The 20,674-nt window shown below is 53.2% G+C and carries 14 protein-coding genes and 3 tRNA genes; 12 read left to right on the plus strand and 5 right to left on the minus strand.

The genetic code is table 11. From position 1 onward, the window contains the following. The first annotated feature begins 6 nt into the window (after nucleotides 1-6). From HMPREF0494_RS07530 to tpx, 4 genes are all read left to right on the plus strand, one after another. Nucleotides 7-79, plus strand: a tRNA-Asn gene (locus tag HMPREF0494_RS07530). Between the two features lie 135 nt (nucleotides 80-214). Then, a complete protein-coding gene (locus HMPREF0494_RS07535) occupies nucleotides 215-646 on the plus strand; it encodes a cysteine hydrolase family protein (protein WP_235803846.1) in 432 nt (143 codons plus the stop codon). 59 nt (nucleotides 647-705) lie between these two features. Next, nucleotides 706-778: transfer RNA gene (locus HMPREF0494_RS07540), tRNA-Thr, on the plus strand. Between the two features lie 125 nt (nucleotides 779-903). Further along, nucleotides 904-1,404 carry a thiol peroxidase gene (gene tpx, locus HMPREF0494_RS07545; protein WP_007124361.1) on the plus strand — a complete coding sequence of 167 codons (501 nt, stop codon included), beginning with the start codon at nucleotides 904-906 and terminating at the stop codon, nucleotides 1,402-1,404. A gap of 110 nt (nucleotides 1,405-1,514) precedes the next feature. On the opposite strand, the gene HMPREF0494_RS07550 is transcribed toward tpx, so the two are convergent. Next, nucleotides 1,515-2,447 (minus strand): LysR family transcriptional regulator, encoded by a 933-nt coding sequence (locus HMPREF0494_RS07550; RefSeq protein WP_040458943.1) that lies wholly within the window; start codon nucleotides 2,445-2,447, stop codon nucleotides 1,515-1,517. A gap of 128 nt (nucleotides 2,448-2,575) precedes the next feature. On the opposite strand from HMPREF0494_RS07550, the gene metE reads away from it, so the two are divergent. From metE to HMPREF0494_RS07570, 4 genes are all read left to right on the plus strand, one after another. Continuing rightward, on the plus strand, nucleotides 2,576-4,840 hold the full coding sequence (metE, locus tag HMPREF0494_RS07555; RefSeq protein ID WP_007124363.1) for a 5-methyltetrahydropteroyltriglutamate--homocysteine S-methyltransferase: 2,265 nt from the start codon (nucleotides 2,576-2,578) through the stop codon (nucleotides 4,838-4,840). Continuing rightward, nucleotides 4,841-5,686 carry a methylenetetrahydrofolate reductase [NAD(P)H] gene (metF, locus tag HMPREF0494_RS07560; protein ID WP_007124364.1) on the plus strand — a complete coding sequence of 282 codons (846 nt, stop codon included), beginning with the start codon at nucleotides 4,841-4,843 and terminating at the stop codon, nucleotides 5,684-5,686. 11 nt (nucleotides 5,687-5,697) lie between these two features. Beyond that, nucleotides 5,698-6,567, plus strand: coding sequence for a bifunctional methylenetetrahydrofolate dehydrogenase/methenyltetrahydrofolate cyclohydrolase (locus HMPREF0494_RS07565; RefSeq protein ID WP_007124365.1), 870 nt, complete (start codon nucleotides 5,698-5,700; stop codon nucleotides 6,565-6,567). Between the two features lie 210 nt (nucleotides 6,568-6,777). After that, a tRNA-Asn gene (locus tag HMPREF0494_RS07570) sits at nucleotides 6,778-6,850 on the plus strand. 111 nt (nucleotides 6,851-6,961) lie between these two features. On the opposite strand, the gene HMPREF0494_RS11010 is transcribed toward HMPREF0494_RS07570, so the two are convergent. Further along, nucleotides 6,962-11,131 carry a BspA family leucine-rich repeat surface protein gene (locus HMPREF0494_RS11010; RefSeq protein ID WP_007124366.1) on the minus strand — a complete coding sequence of 1,390 codons (4,170 nt, stop codon included), beginning with the start codon at nucleotides 11,129-11,131 and terminating at the stop codon, nucleotides 6,962-6,964. 234 nt (nucleotides 11,132-11,365) lie between these two features. Between HMPREF0494_RS11010 and HMPREF0494_RS07585 the strand changes: the two genes are divergently transcribed. The 4 genes from HMPREF0494_RS07585 (at nucleotide 11,366) to HMPREF0494_RS07600 (ending at nucleotide 16,673) form a co-directional block, all read left to right on the plus strand. Further along, entirely contained in the window at nucleotides 11,366-13,450 is a 2,085-nt protein-coding gene (locus HMPREF0494_RS07585) for a KxYKxGKxW signal peptide domain-containing protein (protein ID WP_007124367.1), read from the plus strand. A gap of 110 nt (nucleotides 13,451-13,560) precedes the next feature. After that, entirely contained in the window at nucleotides 13,561-14,454 is an 894-nt protein-coding gene (locus HMPREF0494_RS07590; RefSeq protein WP_007124368.1) for an Rpn family recombination-promoting nuclease/putative transposase, read from the plus strand. Between the two features lie 118 nt (nucleotides 14,455-14,572). Beyond that, entirely contained in the window at nucleotides 14,573-14,896 is a 324-nt protein-coding gene (locus HMPREF0494_RS07595; protein WP_040458944.1) for a hypothetical protein, read from the plus strand. Nucleotides 14,897-15,173: 277 nt separating this feature from the next. Next, nucleotides 15,174-16,673: a peptide MFS transporter gene (locus HMPREF0494_RS07600; protein ID WP_040458945.1), complete on the plus strand. Its 1,500-nt coding sequence runs from the start codon at nucleotides 15,174-15,176 to the stop codon at nucleotides 16,671-16,673. Between the two features lie 130 nt (nucleotides 16,674-16,803). Here HMPREF0494_RS07600 and bsh read toward each other — a convergent pair whose 3' ends face one another. From bsh to HMPREF0494_RS07615, 3 genes are all read right to left on the minus strand, one after another. Next, nucleotides 16,804-17,760 carry a choloylglycine hydrolase gene (gene bsh / locus HMPREF0494_RS07605; protein ID WP_040458946.1) on the minus strand — a complete coding sequence of 319 codons (957 nt, stop codon included), beginning with the start codon at nucleotides 17,758-17,760 and terminating at the stop codon, nucleotides 16,804-16,806. A 14-nt stretch (nucleotides 17,761-17,774) separates the two neighbouring features. Then, nucleotides 17,775-19,064 (minus strand): conjugated bile salt MFS transporter, encoded by a 1,290-nt coding sequence (locus tag HMPREF0494_RS07610; RefSeq protein ID WP_007124372.1) that lies wholly within the window; start codon nucleotides 19,062-19,064, stop codon nucleotides 17,775-17,777. Between the two features lie 90 nt (nucleotides 19,065-19,154). Further along, nucleotides 19,155-20,498, minus strand: a complete 1,344-nt coding sequence (locus tag HMPREF0494_RS07615) for a conjugated bile salt MFS transporter (RefSeq protein ID WP_007124373.1) — start codon at nucleotides 20,496-20,498, stop codon at nucleotides 19,155-19,157. Nucleotides 20,499-20,674: the final 176 nt, after the last annotated feature.

Below are 20,674 nucleotides of genomic sequence, written 5' to 3' on the forward strand. Positions count from 1 at the left end.
GGTTATTCCGGCATAGCTCAGTTGGTAGAGCACCTGACTGTTAATCAGGTTGTCGTCAGTTCGAGTCTGACTGCCGGAGTTATTATGAGAAAGTCGTCAACGTACTGTTGGCGGCTTTTTTACGATTGGGGGGACATACAGTGAGGGCCTTACTAGTAATTGATATGCAAAATGGGGTTTGCAAGCCGGCCGGGAACCGTGGCAGCTACCAGAGTTGGTCCAGCTAATCAATCAGCGGATTAACCACTACCATGCCCAGGGCTGGCCGGTCATCTTTATCCAACATCAAAATGTAAACTTAATTAAGAAAACTGGTTCCTGGCAGCTAGTACCAGAGCTGAAACGGTGGGAAGGGGATCTCTATGTCGACAAAACGCACCCCAACGCCTTTTATCACACCAGCCTGCAAGAGCTTCTCAGCCAGCGCCAGGTTGATGAACTAGAAATTTGCGGCGCGCAGACCGAATACTGTGTCGACGCAACGGTCAAAATGGCCCATGGACTGGGCTATCGAGTGCTAATGGTGCATGGCGCTAGTAGCACCTTTGATAATGAGTTTATGGACGCGGAAAAGACAGTTCGCTATTTTGAGTGGCTGTGGGGGAAGAATTTCCTGGAATTTATTTCTAAAATAAAAGCAAAATAGGTGTTTTCAAGGTGAAGGCATCATGATATAATAATTAACGTTGACTTGTGATAGGTCATGCCAACTTAGCTCAGTCGGTAGAGCATCTCCCTCGTAAAGAGAAGGTCGGAGGTTCGATTCCTCTAGTTGGCACTAATTTATATGGACTGGATAATTCCTGATGAAGGGGAGTTATCCAGTTTTTTAATTCATTACTGCTTTCTAGGCGAAGTTTGTTATACTGGACATAATTCGATTGAGAAAGGAAGCTGATACGGATGGAAATCACAATCAATGGTGAACAGCGGCAGTTGGTCGGTAACCCGCCCGCGGTTGGCGATGATTTTCCGCATTTCAAGGTTTTTGACAAGGACGGTCACAAGGTTAAGATGAAGGAGCTGCTGGGCAAGGTGACCCTGCTGAGCGTTGTCCCCGACATTAATACCCCGGTCTGCAGTCTCCAGACCAAGCGCTTTAATTCAACCATGGACCAGTTTACAGACGTCAACTTTTTGACAATTTCGACCAATACCACGGCGGACCAGCAAAAGTGGTGTGCGGCTGAAGGCGTCAAGAATATGCAACTCGTTTCCGATAGCGAAGAGTCGTTTGGCTACGAATCCAAGCTGTTGATCCCGGACGAGGGCTTCCTGGCCCGGTCAGTCTGGATCCTTGACGCAGCGGGGAAGGTTGTCTACCGGGAAATCGTTGCTGAACTGACTGACGAGCCGGATTATGACCAGGCACTGGCGGCCTTAAAGAAAGCACTGGCGAAGTAGCCTTATCAATTTCATATTAAACACAAAGACCGGCTGCCGTTAATGGCAACCGGCCTTTTAACGATTAGGAGCGCGTGAACTACCAATTTCCGGTGGTTTACGCGCCCTTTTTATTCGTCTTCGCCAATAATCGGGAAACCGTAATCGCGAATGTGGTTCTTTAGCAATTGGATGTATTCCTGGCCCAGCTGGCTGGTGATTGTGTGCTGGTGCTGGACAATCCCTAGCGTAATCGGATCATCCAACTCCAGGGGAATCGCGACAATCTTGTCGTCGTTGAGCTTGCTGCTGATGATTCCCGAACTAATAGTGTAGCCGTTCAAACCGACCATTAGGTTAAAGATGGTTGCCCGGTCGCTAACCTTAATTTCCTTCTTATGGCTGAGGGTCGACTGGATTTCTTCGGAGAAGTAAAAGGAGTTGTTCTCCCCCTGCTCAAAGGACAGGTAGGGCAGCTCGGTCAGGTCGGCAAGGCTGATCGAGTGACGCTTGGCCAAGGGGTTATAGCGGCTCAAAAAGACGTGCGGCCGGGCCGTAAAAAGCGGCGTGAACTCCAAGCCGTTTTCCGTTAGCAGTTTGCTGATGATCCGGCGGTTAAAGTTATTGATGTAGAGCACGCCCAGTTCGCTTTTAAACGTGCGCAGGTCGTTAAAGATATTTTCCGTTTCGGTTTCCCGCAGGGTGAACTTATAGCTTGGTGAGTTGATCTCCTTGATGAGTTCCACGAAGGCGTTGACCACAAAGGCGTAGTGCTGGGCCGAAACCGCAAAGGACTGGTGGAGGGGCTGCTGTTTTTTGAAGCGGTCATCGAGCAGGCGGACCTGGTCTAAGATCTGCTTGGCGTAGTTCATAAATTCGCGGCCGTCAGCGGTCAGCCGGACGCCGGAATTGCTCCGTTGCAAAATGGTGATGCCCATCTCCTTCTCCAGGTCCTTAATCGCGCTTGAGAGGCTGGGCTGGGTGAGGTAGAGTCGTTTCGCCGCCTCATTGATTGAGCCAGTTTCAATCACCGCCTCTAAGTATTCCAATTGCTTAATCCGCATCAGAGCCATCCCCTTTTTTATTAGCATTATAGTCTTTCCCTATATCGGGTTCAAATCTTTAACAGTTATTCAATAGCGAATATTCATGGTAGATTATTAGACAAATAAAAAACGAAAGAGATGACTGAATGATGACAACCACCACAATTATCGGCTTCCCCCGGATTGGCGAGAAGCGTGAACTGAAATTTGCTACCGAGAAATACTTTAAAAACGTAATTGACCAGGAAGAATTACGGGCGACGGCAAAGCGGCTGCGGCGCCACAACTGGGAGCTGCTCCGCCAGGCGGGCATCAGCGAAATCCCCAGCAATGACTTTTCTTACTATGACCAGACCTTAGATGCCGCCTTTTTATTTAACCTGGTTCCCCAGAATGTCCAGGACCTGCCATTTTCCGAATTGGATAAGTACTTCGCCCTGGCACGGGGTTACCAGGGCCGGGAGGGCAATGTCTTAGCCTGGCCAATGAAGAAGTGGTTTAACACCAACTACCACTACCTGGTGCCCCAGCTTAACCAGGATACCCGCTTCAAGCTGACCGGGGACAAGATCTTTGCCGAGTTTGCGGAGGCCAAGGAATTGGGAATCATTACCCGGCCAGTCCTGCTTGGTCCCTTTACCCTGTTAAAGCTGAGTGAGTACCAAAATGCGGCTGCCAGCGACTTTGTGAAGGACGCCGTGACGGCCTACCAAGCGGTTTTCACCAAGCTCATCACGCAGGGTGCCCACTGGATCCAGCTTGACGAGCCAGCGCTGGTTAAGGACCTGACTGCTGAAGACCGGCAGCTATTTAACGACCTCTACCGGCCGCTGCTGGCCGCCAAGGGGAAATTAAAGGTCCTCTTGCAGACCTATTTTGGTGACGTTCGGGATGTGTATGACGACCTGGTCAAGCTGCCGTTTGATGGGCTCGGCTTGGACTTTGTGGAGGGGAAACAAACCCAGCAGTTGGTCAGCCGTGGTTTTCCCGCCGACAAGGTCCTTTTTGCCGGGGTGGTTAACGGGAAAAACATCTGGCGCAACCACTACGACCAAAGCCTGGCCCAGCTCAAAGCGGCCGGGGCCCAGCAAATCGTGGTGAACACTTCTTGTTCCCTGCTCCACGTCCCGCTGACGGTTGAAAACGAAGACTTTGCACCGGACGTCAAGAAGCACTTCGCCTTTGCCAAGGAAAAGCTGGCGGAGCTCCAAGACCTCGCGGCGATTTACGATGGTCGCGGCGCCGAGCAGCTGCACGCCAACCAAGCGCTATTTGCCCACCCACGGGTGCAGGAGGACGCCGCACTCCACGACCGGATTGCCAACTTAAAAGATGCGGACTTTATTCGCCAACCCGCCCGGCCGGTCCGTGAACAGCTCCAAAAAGCGGCGTTCCAGCTGCCGCTTTTGCCAACCACGACGATCGGGTCCTTCCCGCAGACCAAGGAAGTCCGTCAGGTCCGGCGCCAGTTCCGCCGGCACGAAATTAGCCAGGAACAGTATGACGCCTTTATTAAGGGGAAAATTGACGAGTGGCTAAAGTGGCAAGAGCAGGTCGGCCTGGACGTCCTGGTACACGGGGAATTTGAACGCAACGACATGGTCGAATACTTCGGCCAGCGCCTCTCCGGCTACCTCTTTTCCAAGAACGCTTGGGTTCAATCATACGGGACCCGCTGCGTGAAGCCGCCAATCATCTGGGGTGACGTTAAACGCCAGCAGCCGATTACCATTAAGTGGTCTAAGTACGCCCAGAGCCAAACCAAGAAGCTGGTCAAGGGGATGCTGACGGGGCCGGTGACGATCCTGAACTGGTCCTTCCCCCGCGAAGACATCAGCCTGAAGGAAGCGACCCTCCAGCTAGCCCTGGCAATCCAGGAAGAGGTCCTCGACCTGGAAGCCAACGGAATTAAGATCATCCAGATCGATGAGGCGGCCCTGCGCGAGAAGCTGCCCCTGCGAAAGTCCGACTGGTATTCCGAATACCTCGACTGGGCCATCCCGGCCTTCCGCTTGGTCCACAGCAAGGTCCAGCCGGAAACCCAGATTCATACCCATATGTGTTACAGCGAATTTACCGACATTATCCCGGCAATCGACGCCATGGATGCTGACGTGATCTCCTTTGAAGCATCGCGCTCCAACCTAGAAATCCTCGATGCGCTGAAGAAGCAACACTTTGAAACCGAAGTCGGTCCCGGCGTTTACGATATTCACTCACCGCGAATCCCGTCAGTTGACGAGGTACAGACGACAATTAAACGGATCCTGGCAAAAATTGCCGCGCCGAAGGTCTGGATCAATCCCGACTGTGGGCTCAAGACCCGAGGCGTGGAAGAAACCAAGGCTAGTTTAACCAACGTGCTTGCGGCGACGCGGGCAGTCCGCAGGCAGTTAGGGGAGGGTGATTAGATGACCAGTTTATCGTACGAAGTCTTCCCACCGAACTCCGCGGTCGGCATTAACCATCTGAACCAGGTGCTCGCCGCCCTGCAGGGCCTTGCCCCGTCGTTCATCAGTGTCACTTGCAGCAGCAAAGCGGCCCGCCTGGCCCAGGAGACGGTCAGGGTTGCCGATTACGTTGAAAATTGCTGTCACGTACCGGCGATGGCCCACCTCCCGGCTTGGTACCTTAGCCGCACTGATGTCGACCGAATCATGGCGCAGTTACGAGAACGCCACGTTGGCCGGGTGCTGGTGCTGCGTGGGGACGAACGCCCTGGGTTAGCCAAAAAGGACGACTTCCCCCACGCCAGTGACTTAATTGCCTATATCCGGCAGAATTACCCTGATTTTCAAATTACGGGCGCCTGTTACCCGGAAAAGCACCCGGAGTCGCTGGATATGGTGGCCGAGCTGCAGCATTTAAAGCTGAAGGTGGACGCAGGGTGTGACCAGATTATTACCCAGCTCTTCTTAGATAACCGCTGCTACTACCGTTTTCGTGAACTGTGTGCCATTGCCGGAATTGACGTGCCGATTATTGCTGGCATTATGCCAATCATCAACGAACGGCAGGCAAACCGGATTTTGCGGACCAGCGCGGTGGCGGTTCCGGAGAAGTTTAAGGACATCCTGGCCAAGTATCATGACCATCCTGAGGCTTTGAAGCAGGCGGGAATTAGCTACGCGATTGACCAAATTGTCGACCTGGTGACCAACGACGTTGCCGGAATCCACCTGTACACGATGAACCAGGCGGACACCGCCCGCCAGGTTGAGCAAAACATCGGCGCCCTTCTCCAGGTCAGCTGCTAGGGGGTGATGTGATGATTATTGATGGTAAAAAAATTGCCCGGGAAATAAATGCAAAAACCCGCCAGCAGGTTGCAGCATTAAAGGCGCACCAGCTTACACCGGGGATTGCGGTGATTGTAGTCGGTGATGACCCGGCTAGTCAAATTTATACCCGCACTAAGCACCGTCTAGCACAGAAGCTGGGCATCGCTTCGACCCGGTACCATTTCCCGGCTGATGTCGACCAGGCAACCGTCTTACAGCAGGTTCGGAAATTAAATCGTGATGACAGTGTAGACGCCATCCTGGTACAGGCGCCCCTCCCGGCCCAGCTTAATGGTGAGGAAATTGTTAACGCAATTGACCCGGCAAAGGACGCCGATGGCCTTCACCCGCTCAACCTGGGACGGCTATATGCCAAACAGGGCGGTCACTACCCGGTCGCCTGTACGCCCCGGGGGATCATGACGCTATTAAAGCAGTACCAGGTGCCGCTGGCGGGGGCCAACGTGGTCATTGTTGGGCGGAGCCTCCTGGTTGGCAAACCGCTCCTGGCGCTGCTGAATAATCAGAACGCGACGGTGACCTTTGTTGGCCGGCATACCAAGAAACGGGCCACACTGACCCGGCAGGCGGACATCCTAATTGTTGCCGCCGGGGTCCCCGGCCTGGTTAAAGCGGGGGACGTTAAGGCCGGGGCGGTGGTAATAGACGTAGGGATCAACCGCCTGCCATCTGGCAAGCTGGTCGGCGACGTTGATTTCGCCGGCGTTGCCTCCCTGGCGCGGCTGATTACCCCGGTTCCTGGGGGCGTGGGCCCGCTGACGGTCGCCATGCTGATGCGCCAGACGGTTGAGCTGGCCGAATGGCGGCGGGAACGAGTCGCTTCCCTTGTGGGCTAGTGCCGACGATTTGTCTTAAGCAATATTAAACATAGAGATAACGGCTAGGTCGCGGAAGTTTCCGTGGCTTAGTCGTTATTGGAGTTATAGTGGTGTCAATGAATAGTGACGTGGCGGTCGGATCTCATGCGACGCCCAGAAGTAGTAACGGGCGAAAAGCCCCTTGACGGCGCCGGCCCTCCTTCGGTATAATTACTGTGTTAAAGTTATTCCGGCATAGCTCAGTTGGTAGAGCACCTGACTGTTAATCAGGTTGTCGTCAGTTCGAGTCTGACTGCCGGAGTTAGTAAAAAGGGCCTGTGACAAAACCATGTTTTGCCGCAGGCCCTTTTTGAAAGATAAAAACATCCCCAATCGACACAATAGCCGATTAGGGATGTTTACTGCTTAAATATTACTTTTCGTGCCGCCGGTTAACGAGGGCGCCTAGTGCCAAGAACGGCAGTGCCAACAGTCCGAGGAGGGCACTCCGGTTATCCCGGTTACCCGTTTGCGGGAGGGCAGCCGTAGCATGGCGGTTCATGCCGGCTTGGTGGGCGCTTTCCCGGCCCGGCAGCCGCGGGTTATTTAATCCCGTGCCTGCTCCACCGCGGCCAGGCATCCCCGGCTTATTACCCGTGGTGGTTCCCGGATTATCCGGCGTAGTCGGCGTAACCGGTTTGGCGGTATTCAGCTGGTACTCCGGCGTTACCCAATCCGCCAGGAAGTTATCGCCAGCGGCCGGGTACAGGCGCAGACTGGCCTTCAACCGGCCGTTGCTGGTATCACCCTGCTGGTCCCACTGCTGGCCGAACGAACCGATGGCGCTCCTGACCTGACTGGCTGCGAGCTGGGCATTCAGGTAGTTTTCCAGGTCAGCCTGGTTAGTGAAGACAAAGTTCAGCTTGCGTTCGCCGACCTTCACCGTCGGGTCCGCTGCCTTGACCAGGGTCAGGACGTTTGAATTCTGCCGACCGGTAATCTCTTGCTCATTTTCGACATTCCAAGGCTTCCAGGTCTGCTGGTTCAGCGCGGCCAGTTCCGGTAGGGCCTGGCCGTCCTGACCATTGGCAAGGACCACAATCGGCTTGGTACCGGCAAAGTCAATGATCGAAAAGGCGTTGTCATCATCCGGCAGGCTAATGTTATTCATCGTGATGACACACTTATTAAGCAGGTTGATGAACATCCACTCGGTGCCGCGGAATTCCCCGTCGTGATCCACCAGGCCATAATTGTTATAGTGCTTGAGGTTGTGGAAGTCCCAGTTGCTCAGGTTGACTTCCTTAACTCCTGACCGCTCAAACATATGGCCGGCGATTTCAAGGTTGCTGGTGTCCCAACCACTTAAGTCAAGGTTGGACAGGCTGGCAGTGTTGCCGAACATATAACGGGTGTCATGGACATTGGCGGTATTCCAGTGGGAAATATCGCCGACCGACGTTAGGGCCCGATCGTCGGCAAACATCGCGGCCAAACTATAATTTTGGCCGGGCTGGTCGGTGCCGACCTTGCCGACGTCCCACTTGGACAGGTCGAGGCGCGTCAAATTCGGGTCCTCAGCGAACATATAGCTCATGTTGCGAACGTTGGCAGTATTCCAATTATTAACGAAGGACAGGTCCTTTTGCAGGGGCATGTCATAGAACATTGACCACATATTCTCGACCTTGCTTGTATCCCAATTTAAGTTAGTCAATTGGTCATCCGGCAGAGCGGCAAGGGCTTCAAACATATCGCCCATATCCGTAACCTGGGAAGTCTGCCAGTTAGCGAGTTGACCGATCTTGGTTAGCGACTGCTGACCGGAAAACATGAAGCCCATATCCGTAACCTTGCTGGTGTCCCAGTTCGATAGGTCGAGCTCTTTGAGTCGCCCAAAGTAGGTTAGGCCCAAGGGCTCATCATTGTTGACGGTATTGTAATGGTAGGCGCCAAACATACTGTTCATGTTCGTAACGTTGTGGGTGTCAAAGCCGCCGACACCGATAATCTGGGTTAACTGCGGATCGTTATTAAACATATAGCTCATATCGGTGACGTTGCCCGTGTTCAGGTTGGCGACGTTAATTGTTTCCACCGCCGGCAGGTCGGCAAAGAGGCCGGACATATCTGTGATTTGGCGAGAAATGCTGAGCGTGCTAAGGTCGATGTCCTTTGCCTTAGTGTTTCGGGCGACGGCAACGTACGCACGCAGGACCGCGGCGGGGATTGTCTTAGTATTGGTTAAGTCGAGGGCAGTCAGTTTGTCGAGTGCTTTTTGAAAGGTATCGTCATCCTTGATTCCTTCTTGGAAGACCCACCCGCTCAAGTTCAGCTTTGCGAGGTTCTGGTCGCCGTCAAACAAGTGGCTGATGTCAGTAAGCTTGGTGGTGTCCAGGCCGCTGAGGTCCACGTTGGCCAGACTGGGATTCTGGGCAAGCATCCCCGCCATATTGGTGACCTTACTGGTGTTGAGCGTATTTAAGCCGATAATCTTAGTTAAATGCGGGTCGTTGCTAAACATGTAGCTCATGTTGGTGACGTTGTCCGTGTTCAGGTTGGTGACGTTGATCGTTTCCACCACTGGCAGGTTGGCAAAGAGGCCGAACATATTTGTGATTTGGCGGGATGTGCTGAACGTACTGAGGTCGATGTCCTTCGCCTTAGTGTTCCGGGCGACGGCAACGTACGCATTCAGGACCGCGGCGGGGACCGTCTTAGCATTGGTTAAGTCGAGGGCGGTCAGCTTGCCGAGTGCGTTTTGGAAGACAGCATCATCCTTGATTCCTTCCTGGAAGACCCACCCGCTCAAGTTCAGCTTCGCGAGGTTTTGGTCGCCGTCAAACAAGTGGCTGATGTCAGTAAGCTTGGTGGTGTCCAGGCCGCTGAGGTCTACGTTGGTCAGGCCGGGATTTTGGGCAAGCATCCCCGCCATATTGGTAACCTTGCTGGTATTGAGCGCATTTAAGCCGACAATCTGGGTTAAATGCGGGTCGTTGCTAAACATGTAGCTCATATTGGTGACGTTGTCCGTGTTCAGGTTGGTGACGTTAATCGTTTCCACCGCTGGCAGGTTGGCAAAGAGGCCGAACATATTTGTAATTTGGCGAGAAATGCTGAACGTGCTTAAGTCAATCGTTGCGGCGTGACTATTCCGCGCGGCAACGACAAATTCCTGCAGGAGGTAGGAGGGCACGTTTTCGGCACCATCCAGGTTAACCTTGGTGATATTGGAAACATAACCAAAGGCATCGTTGTTGGTAACGTTGGGCAGGTCCGCAAACTTCGCGTTCCCCAAATCGAGGGTCTTCAGGTTATTACAACCATAGAACATTGCGCCCCCTAAGCCCTTAGCATTGCGGAAGTCCCAGCCGTTCAGGTTGATTGATTCGACGGCTGTGTCGTTGATAAACATCGAATTAAGGTCTGTTACCTGGCTGATGTCCCAGCCACTGAGGTTGATACTTTTGACGTGGCTGAGGTTGCGGAAGGCAAACATCAGGCTTTGGACCTTGGGACTAAGGGTGGTGGAACTCAGGTCAATCGAAGTCAGTGTACTGGTGATCCGGAAGGAGTTGACGTAAGCACCGAGAATTTGGCTATTGATATTTTTCATCCCGGTTACCGATACTTCTTTTGGAAAGGCGTAGCTGAACATCTGCTGGGTATCCGCGTCCGGGTTGAGCTGCCAATTATCCAGGATAAGCTTTTGCATATTATTCTGGGTGCGGTCAAACATCCAGCCCATGGCAGTAACGTTCCGGAGGTCCCAGCCGGCTAGGTTAGCCACCTTGAGGGTGGTGTCCCCGCTAAACATCCCGACCGTGCTCGTCGCGCCACTCGTGTCGAGACTGTGGGCGTCCAGGTTCGTGAGCTTTGAGCACCAAGAGAAAGTCCCGCTGATGTCACCTTTGATGTAGAGCTTATTTTCGCCTTCCGCGCCAGCGTCATCGATCGTCAGGCTAACGGCATTGCCAGCAAGGGAGTGGAGCAGGTCCTTGCTGATGTAGACCTTGTCTCCTGACGCAATCACCCCGGCCTTGATAAAGTCGCTGGTGTTTGGAATGTGGACGTTCGTCTGGTCGCTGCCCTGGTACTTAGTCAGCGTAAATTCATGGGTCGCCTGGTTGAGTTCTCCTACCCAGTCACCCGTGTTGTACTGGCTCGCCGTGCTGTCAGTAGGTGCGGTAGTTGTCCCCGCTTGGCCAGGCGTGACGGTGGCAGCCTGGGCCCGGAGATTGGTATTCACTTGATTAACCGCTTGGCTGGCTGGCGCTTGCCGGTCGTGAGTGTCTGCCGCGGCCGTGGAACTGGCCGCTGGTGCTTGCTTAGCCGGTGCTTGAACTGGCGTTGCTGCGTGCGGCGTGCTGAGACTGACGCTCTGCTTAGTCTGCAGAGCAGTAGTGGCCGCCGCTTGTGGCGAATTGCTGCTGTCTTCTGTGACCGGTGAACCGGCTGCCTGCGAATTGGCGTCGGCCTTCGCAGACTTGGCATTCCCGGAGATGAAGGTCAGCCCAACTAATACGGACACGACCCCGACCGAGAGCTTGCGAAGTGCAAAGCGCTGTTTTGTACTTTCCGATTGAAAGGTCTTATTATTCATAATCTTTAACTCCCCCAGTAATAAGATTGATTTATCAACTATTAATATAAATAAATCCTTTACATGGTTTAGTTTAACACAAGATAGATAATGTGAATGATTGAATTAGTTTGATAATCAGAATAATAAGTGGCCACTGTGGGCTGGTCGGGACAAAAAAGTGGTATTTTAAGCCGTTTCCCCATATAATGACCCTTGTGAGTTTAGATTAGAGATTGGGAGCAAACATTCAGAATGAAAGAACGTAAAAAAATATATAAGGCGGGGAAGCTCTGGGTGACCGCGACCCTGGTTGCTTTTGCCGGTTTCCTGCTGACAACGACTTCGGCCGCCGCTGATAGTAGTTCCGCGCCGGTGGTCAGCCAAACTAGAGCCGTTGATAATCCTTCGGCGGTTGTGACCCCGGCGCCAACGGCAAGCGGCGATGATTTGGAGGGGACCGGTGCCCCGGCGGCCGTTACCGCTAGCCGGTTAGCTGGCAGCAGCAGTGCTGCGGTTCCGGCTAATCAAGTGCTGCCCCAGACGACTAGCAAGATTAATGGGCCAACCCACCTGGCTGCCAACCTGGTACAGAACCCGCGGAACTTCACCGTTGGTGTCTATGACGCGGAAACGCTGGTCTACACCTACCACCCCCAGCTTGGCGACTTGCAGGTTACCGACCAGAACGGCCAGGTAGTTGCCCAGCCGACGACGGCGGGCGATTACCAGATCCGGCTGTCTTCACGTGGACTGGTGAATATGCAAAACGACCCTAATTTGCAGGGCTATATCCTGCAAACTCAGGTTAGCCAGCCAATCCGCCTTTACCAGCCCTACACCCCAAATACCCAGGACTACCAGGAGAATTATGGCAACCTGGATGGCTATTCGCTTCGCCAGACCTCCGCGACCGAAGCAGCAGTTCACGTTGCCGGCTGGCACGTCAGCGGTGCCTCGTCGTTAATGCCATACGGCTGGCTGATCGTCTTTGACAATACCCGCGGCCATGAAATTACGCGGGTGGCGATTAACCCGGTCAACCGGCCCGATGTCCAGGCGGCCTATCGGAACGTTTACGGCAGTCTGCAGTCCGGCTTCGACCAGGACATCCTGATCCCGCTGGCTGCCGCGGGTGATGACCTGACCATTATTGCCCGTTACTCCAGTGACTTTATTAGCGGTGAGGGCCAGCGGATTGACCACTGGTTCAGTCGGATCAACGCCGACCACGGCAACCACGCCTGGATTGACAGCGTTCAGTACGTCAACGGTCACTTCCGGGTCAACGGCTGGCACGCGACCAACCAGGCGCTCGGCAAGAACTACCATACACTGATTGTCTGGGACGCCAGCCAGGGCCGGGAACTCACCCGGATTGCAAACCTTGCTCCGGTAGCCCGGCCGGACCTGGTCAAGGCCTACCCGACGATTCTGGGGGCGGACCGCGCCGGCTTTAGTGTCGATGTGCCGCTTTTGCCGGTGATGGTCACGGACAACATTCAATTTATCAGCCGCTACTCCAGCACGGCCGATTCCAACCGCGACTACGTGGACTACTGGTTTGCGCCGCAACAGCTGCTGAGCGACCACCGCAACCAGGGCTACCTGGATAACGTCAGCGTGCAAAACGGCAAGCTCCACATTGCTGGCTGGCACGCGACCAACCAGGCAATCGGGCGGCCCTACCACACATTAATTATCTTGAACGCCCAAACCGGCCGCGAACTGGTACGGTATACGACCAGCCAGCTGACCAGCCGGCCGGACCTGACCCGGGCCTTTCCGGGAATCGTAACGGCGGGCCAGGCCGGTTTTAACGTGGATCTTCAGCTAGTACCAGAGATGGGTGACCAGCCAATCCGGGTGATCAGCCGGTGGAGCACCGGTCGGGACGCCAACCACGACTACGTAGATTACTGGTTCGCCCCGGAAATGCTGGTGCGCGACACCACGAACCGTGCGAACCTAGACGGCTTGACCGTCGTAGGGAACACCGTCCGGGCCGCTGGCTGGCACGCGACGGGGCGGTCACTGGGCCGGCCGTACCACTATGTGATCCTCTTTGATCAAACGACCGGCAGGGAGGTCGCACGGACGGAAGTAGCGGCGGATAAGAGCGCCCGCCCCGACGTTGCCCGGGCCTTCCCGGCGGTCTACAACGCGGGCCAGGCCGGCTTTAACGTGCAGTTTAAGGTTCAGCCAGCGCTGAATGGGCACCGCTTGGCAGTGCTGAGCCGGTGGACCGATGACCCGGCCGGCAACGGGAACGCCGTCGACTACTGGTTCGACCAGACCGTGACGCAGAACGTCCCGGTTGATAAGGCTAAGCAGTTGTAGTTGAGCGGAAGATTATGTAAATGTCGTTGCACCACACCGTGTGACGGCTTTTTTATGTTTGGTGCTATTCTATCGGCCTTCCGTATTTATTAAGTGGGGGAGGCGAGAAAATGAACCGTGAACACGAACTAACAAGACTGGCTCAGCAGTGGGAAGAGCTGACGATTGCCAACGACCGGATGTTTTCGATGGTGATGGAGAATAATGCGATTTGCCGGGAACTGCTCCGGCGGATTTTTCCAGAGCTGGCGATTGACCGGGTCCAGCGGGTGACGGTGCAAAAGCAGGTTAATACGCCCTTGGACGCGCGGGTGGTCCGTTTTGACGTCTACATTCGCGATGACCAGCAGCGGACGTACATTGTGGAGATGCAGGTTGCCAACCGGCAAAATCTCCAGTACCGGCTCCGTTACTACCTAGAGCAGGTTGACCACAGCATTCTAGGACCGGGAGACAACTATGAAAAATTAGCGGGCTACCCGACCTACGTAATTTTCTTCTGTGATTTTGACTATTACGGTCAGGACCGTCCAGAGTACCGGTTTGAGTGGCGCTGTGTTGACCAGCCGAACTTGACCGCGGGGACCGGCCAGCAGCTAGTAGTTTTTAATGCCCGGGCCAGTGCCTTTCATGATAAGATAGGGATAGAAGGTTTCCTCAAGCTGATGCACAACCAGATTGCGGCAGGCGACCCGCTTGTGGAGCAGATCACTGGGGAAATGAAGCGAATCAAGGAGGATCCAGAAAGGCGGCGTAATTACATGAAATACGAACTGGACTTAATGGACGCCCGCAGTGATGGTATGGCGATTGGTCTGGCAGAGGGTAAGAAACAGGGCATACAGCAAGGATTGGAACAAGGGAAACAACAGTCAATCATTGCGGCGGCCAAGATGCTGCTTGACCTCAAACTAAGCCACACTGTGATTGTTAAGCAGTTGATGTCAGCCTATGATTTGAGTTCTGACGAGGCTGAACGTTATTTGGCACAAGCGCGCGGGTAGTTTATTACTAAAAAGCAAAAGCGCAGTCGCCGGCTGGCCAATCGGTAGCTTGCGCAACACAGCGTTTACGGGAGTGGAGCTGGTTCCGCTCCTTTTTTATGGAAGGAAGGTTGAATTGATGGATATCGTATCGTTATCACTTTGTATTGTCTTCATGGCAATCGGGTTGCAGTTTCTCCGCGGCAAGTGGCTAAACCTCTTGACCTGGCTCCAGCAGTTTGCCGGTGGTGCAGGGTCAGCCGCCCAACTGCACCGGGCGGGGATGGTCTTATCCCCCGGGTTGATTGCCCTCGGCTTTAGTATGTTTTGCTGGGGCTTCTTTGGTCCCGGCGCTTGGCGGACCGCGGGGAACGCCATTTTCTTTTTGAGCTTGCTTTACCTGTTGGCGGCCTTAGTAGGTGTTTACCTCACTTTTGTCCGCGACAATAACACTAGCGCTTAATAAAATAATCAAAGCGGTGCTCAAAACTGCCGATCGACGCCAATAAGATTAATTTAAATAATAATAACCACACAGTTGGTTTAAAAATTAAAGCCTAAAGGTGGAATAGTCCCGTTAAATCACACTTTATCTCATTAAATTCTTATTTTTTAATTGACTGACCAAAATGAGGTGTTTATAATTAATATATTCTGAAATTTTAAAAGATATTTTTAATTTTGGGAATGAGTATCGAACGCTTCACTTCATTATTTAAATGATTGTTTGGAGGAATTATATGAATAAGGAAAGAAACGCGGATACGGCCTTCTTCGGTCAGCCGCGGGGACTATCAACCCTGTTCTTCACAGAAATGTGGGAACGGTTTAGTTACTACGGGATGCGTGCCATCCTGCTGTTCTACATGTACTATGCGGTGACCAAGGGTGGTTTAGGAATGAACCAAACCACTGCGGCCTCCATCATGTCAATCTACGGCTCACTGGTTTACCTATCCGGAGTTGTTGGTGGTTGGCTCTCTGACCGTGTTTGGGGTTCACGGCGGACCGTCTTCATCGGTGGTGTCCTGATCATGTTCGGGCACATTGCCCTATCCTTACCGTTCGGCATTTCAGCCCTCTACGTATCGATTGCGTTGATCGTTGTCGGGACTGGGCTATTGAAGCCAAACGTTTCTGAAATGGTTGGGGGCCTGTACAGCCCCGAAGACCAGCGGCGGGATTCTGGTTTTAGTATGTTTGTCTTCGGGATTAACTTGGGGGCCGCGGTTGCTCCCTGGGCGGTTCCGTGGGCTGCTAACGGCTTTGGCCTGAACCTCTTCCACGGGGAAATGAACTTCCACGCTGGGTTCTCACTTACCGCAATCGGGATGTTCTTCGGCCTGGTTCAGTACGTAATTGGGGGTCGCAAGTACCTCTCAAAGGACAGCCTGTACCCAGAAGATCCGATTGAAAAGGACGATTTACGGCCGGTAATTATCTGGACCATTGTCGGGGTAGTAGCGGTTGTCATCATCCTGGGCCTGCTGGCCGCGATGGGGCAGCTGAACATCACCAACATTATCACGCTGATTACTATCGTCGCGATTGCCCTGCCGATTTGGTACTTCGTAATGATGCTGAACTCCAAGAAGGTTACCAAGACGGAAAAGTCCCGGGTGGTGGCCTACATTCCGCTGTTTATCGCAGCCGTAATCTTCTGGGCGATTGAAGAATCCGGTTCCGTTGTCCTGGCCCTCTTCGCCGAACAGCGGACGGTTCTGCACATCGGGAGCTGGCACTTTGCAGCGGCCAACTTCCAGACGCTGAACCCACTGTTTATCATGATTCTGACGCCAGTGTTCGTTTCCCTCTGGGACCACTGGAAGAACCAGCCAAGTGCTCCTGGTAAGTTTGCGGCCGGGCTGGTCTTTGCCGGTCTGTCATACGCCTTCATGGCGCTGCCAGCACTGATCCACGGGACGACTGCCGGACGGGTATCACCGTTCTGGCTGGTTGGTTCCTGGTTCATCGTGGAAATTGGTGAAATGCTGATTTCGCCAATTGGCCTGGCGGTAACGACCCGGTTGGCACCAAACGCCTTTAAGTCCCAAATGATGAGTATGTGGTTCTTAGCCGACGCAGCTGGTCAAGCTGTGAACGCGCAGATCGTTAAGTACTACTCATCATCAACGGAAGTGCCATACTTCCTGACGATTGGTCTGGTAAGTATCGTCTTCGGGGTAATCCTGATGTTCTTCGTTAAGAAGATCCACGGCCTGATGGGCGGCGTTGATTAAACGAGAAGCGGTAAATACTAAATACGTTAAAACTGGCCGACACGGTAACGTGTCGGCCAGCTTTTGCTTACCACAGCTAAAGAAAACGTTCTGAACGTGAGAAGATCACGCTCAGAACGTTTTGCTGCTTTTAGGCCTCTTTAACAATCAACTGCTTGCCATTGACGTTGTCCGCAGTCAGCTGACAACGGTGCAGGTTGAAGTCATTGTAAAGGTTGTAGTAGTAAGTCTTGCTCTTAGCAGAGTAGCAGGCGGTATAAACGGTATATTCATACTTGCCCTTAACGTTAACTACGCTGCCCTTGACCATTGCGACCGCCTTGAGAATGTTGAAGAACTTTGCTACGTTGGCGGTTTCACCCTCGACGGCCGGGTAGTTGGCGTTGAGGTACGCTGCTTTGACAAAGCGTGATGCCGGGATACTGTCGCCAGGCAGGCCCAGGCTGCCGGTGCCAACGCCAAGCGGGATCAGGTCCTGCTTCGTCCAGGTTTGCGGTTGCGCGTCGTGCGGGGTTAAGCCGGTGTAGTTACACAGGTTGGTCATCTGCCAAGCAAAATCCGGACTGTTGGTCAATACCCCCAGCCGGTTGTCAAATACGCGCAAGCCATATTGCTGTGACTGCTCGAGTACGATTGCCTCATGCTGGTCGCTGATGAGCCAGTGGAGTGGCGCTACCGGGAGGGAGTCGACGAGGGCCTGATTGACCAGGTTGACGTCCTGCAGGGCTGTTTTGACTTCCGCCACTGAAGTGAATTCTTGAGTAACCCACATCATTAATTCATAGGGGGCCAGGTTGGTCTTATCATCAACGGGACCAGCGCTGAAGTGGGCGTAGTGGGGGAAGTTTAAGCCGGCAATACACAGGCCGTCTTCGTTGCAGCAATCGAAGTAGAGCGGGTAATCGTCCATTACGATTCCCATGCCGATTGTTGCCTTCTTAGTTGTTCGATCATTTAAGAATTTGTAAGGAAGCGGGTAGTTGCGCGGTGTAATAATCAGTTTCTTGCCGTAATCGATTCCCACGTCGAGGTTCCGACCGAAATATAAGTTTCCTTCTGGATCAGTGAATCTTAAACCTGTACACATATTAACAACCTCCATTAATTATTTTCTTGGTGACGAGCAATGTACCGTTTCTGGTAACGCTTGATCCGGACCACGGCAAAGACCAGGAGGATAAAGCCAATGATGACGAACGCCATCATAAAGTACCAGGCAACGGTAAAGCTGGCGGCTCCCTTAATGATGCCGAAGAGCGGCGCGCCGATGGCATAACCGATGGCGTAGGCAAGCCCGATATACCCCAGCATGACCCCCTGCTCGCGTGAGCCAAAGAGGTCCTTGGCCATAAAGGCCGGTCCCGACATATAGCTGAAGACCGCCAAGCCGCAGAAAATTGCGTAGGCGATTCCGGCAACCTTGCTTGGGTGGGCCCCGTATGGCTGGTGGCTAACGAAAATCATCATGGCAATTGAGAGGACGTACATCACGCCGGCATATGCCATCGACTTGGCCGTGCCCAGTCTGTCAAACAGGATGCCGCCGGAAATATTGCCGATTAAGCAACCGATTCCGTACATTGACCCGATCAGACCGACTTCGGTTAGTGAGAGCTTGGTGTCGAGAAAGGCGGCGTAGTCTTCATTCAATGAGGCTAAGCCGAGGCCGATAATCAAGAAGCCTAGGCTGAAGACCCAGAATTCCTTCATTTTAAGCACCTCTTTGCCGGTCCAGCCCTGAAATTCCGTGGCCTTTTTTGCGGCCGCGGCCGCTTTGCCAGCCTTCACTTCAGCTGCGGAAACCACTTCTTCGTTGTCTTTTGGTGTCCGGATGAAGCAGGCAATGATGACTCCGGTAACCAGCAGTGCAACGGCGAAGTAGAAGAAGGGAGCCATCGAGAGCAAGTGCCCGGTTTTGGTATTCCCCGTCATGTAGTGCTTGAGGACTTCCTGCGTTATCGGCTGCAGGAAGATATTACCAATCGAGCCGCCGCAAAAGGCGACCCCCAGTGCGGCGCCCCGGCCCTTTAGTGGGAACCAGTGGTTAATTACCCATGGTACCCCCTGACCAGAGAAGAAGGTGGAACCGATCATGCAGACAATCGCCGCGGTGTAAAAGCCAGGAAGCTTGGTGCTCAAGCCGAAGATCACGTAGGCAATTGCCGATAGGCCAACCCCGATCAGGTACATTAGCCGAAAGTTGAACTTCTGCAGCCCCTTACCAATAAACGGTGAGGCGATGGAAGCGGCAACCGCCCCAAAGGTAAAGATCAGGGTGTAGGAAGCCAGGGTAAAGTGAAAGGTGTTGACGAGCGGGTGAATGAATAATGGCTGAATGTTTTGGGCAATGCCATATGGAATGGCCTGCGTCAGCATACACAGGAAGACCATGAAATACTTATAAACGTTGCTGACCGTCCGGGTGGACTGGTTAGCAGGTGATGAGTTAGTCAATTTAACTTCCTCCTTTATAAGTGAGAATTAGTGACCATTATTAATAAGTACCTTTTGCCGGTGCTTAATCCTGATGGCGGCAGAAACCAAGAGCAGGAAGCCGATGACGACAAAGACCAGCATGACGGACCACGCCACCGTAAAGCTGGTGTTGTCCCGGATCATGCCGAAGAGCGGGGCCCCGACCGCAAAGCCGATTGCGTAGGCTAGGCCGACATACCCCAGCATAACCCCCTGTTCCTTGGCACCAAAGAGGTCCTTGGCCATGAAAGCCGGTCCAGACATATAGCTGAAAACCGCCAAGCCGGTGAAGATGGCGTAGCCGCAGCCGGCAATCATGTTCATCCGGTTGCCAAAGGGAAGGAAACTGATAATAATCATCATTAAAATAGCGAGGACATACATCACGCCGGCATACGCCATTGACTTCGCCGTGCCGAATTTGTCAAAGAGCATCCCACCGGTAATGTTTCCAATCAGGCCGCCCACGCCGAACATCGACCCAATCAGGCCGACCTTGGTAAGGGCCAGCTTAGTGTCAAGGAAGGCGGCGTAATCTTCGTTGAGCGAGGCCAGTCCGAGGCCGATAATCAAGAAGCCGATGCTGAAAATCCAGAATTCCTTCATCCGAAAGACCTCTTTGCTGGTCCAGCCTTGGAACTCGCTCGCCTTCTTCTTCGCGGCGGAAGCCTTGCTGGCCTTAATTTCAGCCGCTGAAACCACGGTTTCGCCCTTCTTCGGGGTCCGGATAAAGCAGGCAATAATTAGGCCGACCACTAACAGCAATCCTGCAAAGTAGAAGAAGGGGGCCATCGAAATTAAGTGTCCCGTTTTCGCGTTGCCGGTCATATAGCGGCTCAGCAAAGCCTGGGTAACGGGCTGCATGAAGATATTACCGATTGAGCCGCCGCAAAAGGCGATCCCCAGTGCGGCACCCCGGCCTTCAAAGGGAAACCAGTGGTTGATTACCCATGGGACCCCCTGGCCGGAATAGAAGGTTGACCCGATCATACAGAGAATTCCGGCCGCGTAAAATTCGGGAAGTCTTGTGCTGAACCCGAAAAGGACGTAAGCCAATGCCGAGAGGACGATCCCGCCAATGTACATTAACTTAAAGTTGAACTTCTCTAATCCTTTCCCGATAAAGGGGGAGGTAAACGAAGCGGCGACCGCCCCGAAGGTGAAGATCAGGGTGTACGAAGCAAGTGTGAAGTGAAAGGTATTAACGATTGGGTGAACGAATAAGGGCTGAATAGTCTGTGCTACTTCATACGGAATCGCCTGAGTCAACATACAGAGAAAAACCATCAAGTATTTATATTTTTTACTAACCACGACCTCGCCGGATCGTGGTTCTGGATGATGAAGCATTTTAATTCCCCTTTCTATTTATCAAACCATACTGCGTTTCCACCCCTATTATTAAACAATATTTAATATTAAGCAATTAATAACGGTGCAAATAAACAACGGGTGACAGATAAATAATAATATTCTTATTTAATGCAGTATAATAATGGCTTTGATGAATAACGCCCCGGGAGCTG

Origin of the sequence: Limosilactobacillus antri DSM 16041, assembly GCF_000160835.1 — a bacterium.
In the GTDB taxonomy this organism is placed as follows: Bacteria; Bacillota; Bacilli; order Lactobacillales; family Lactobacillaceae; genus Limosilactobacillus; species Limosilactobacillus antri.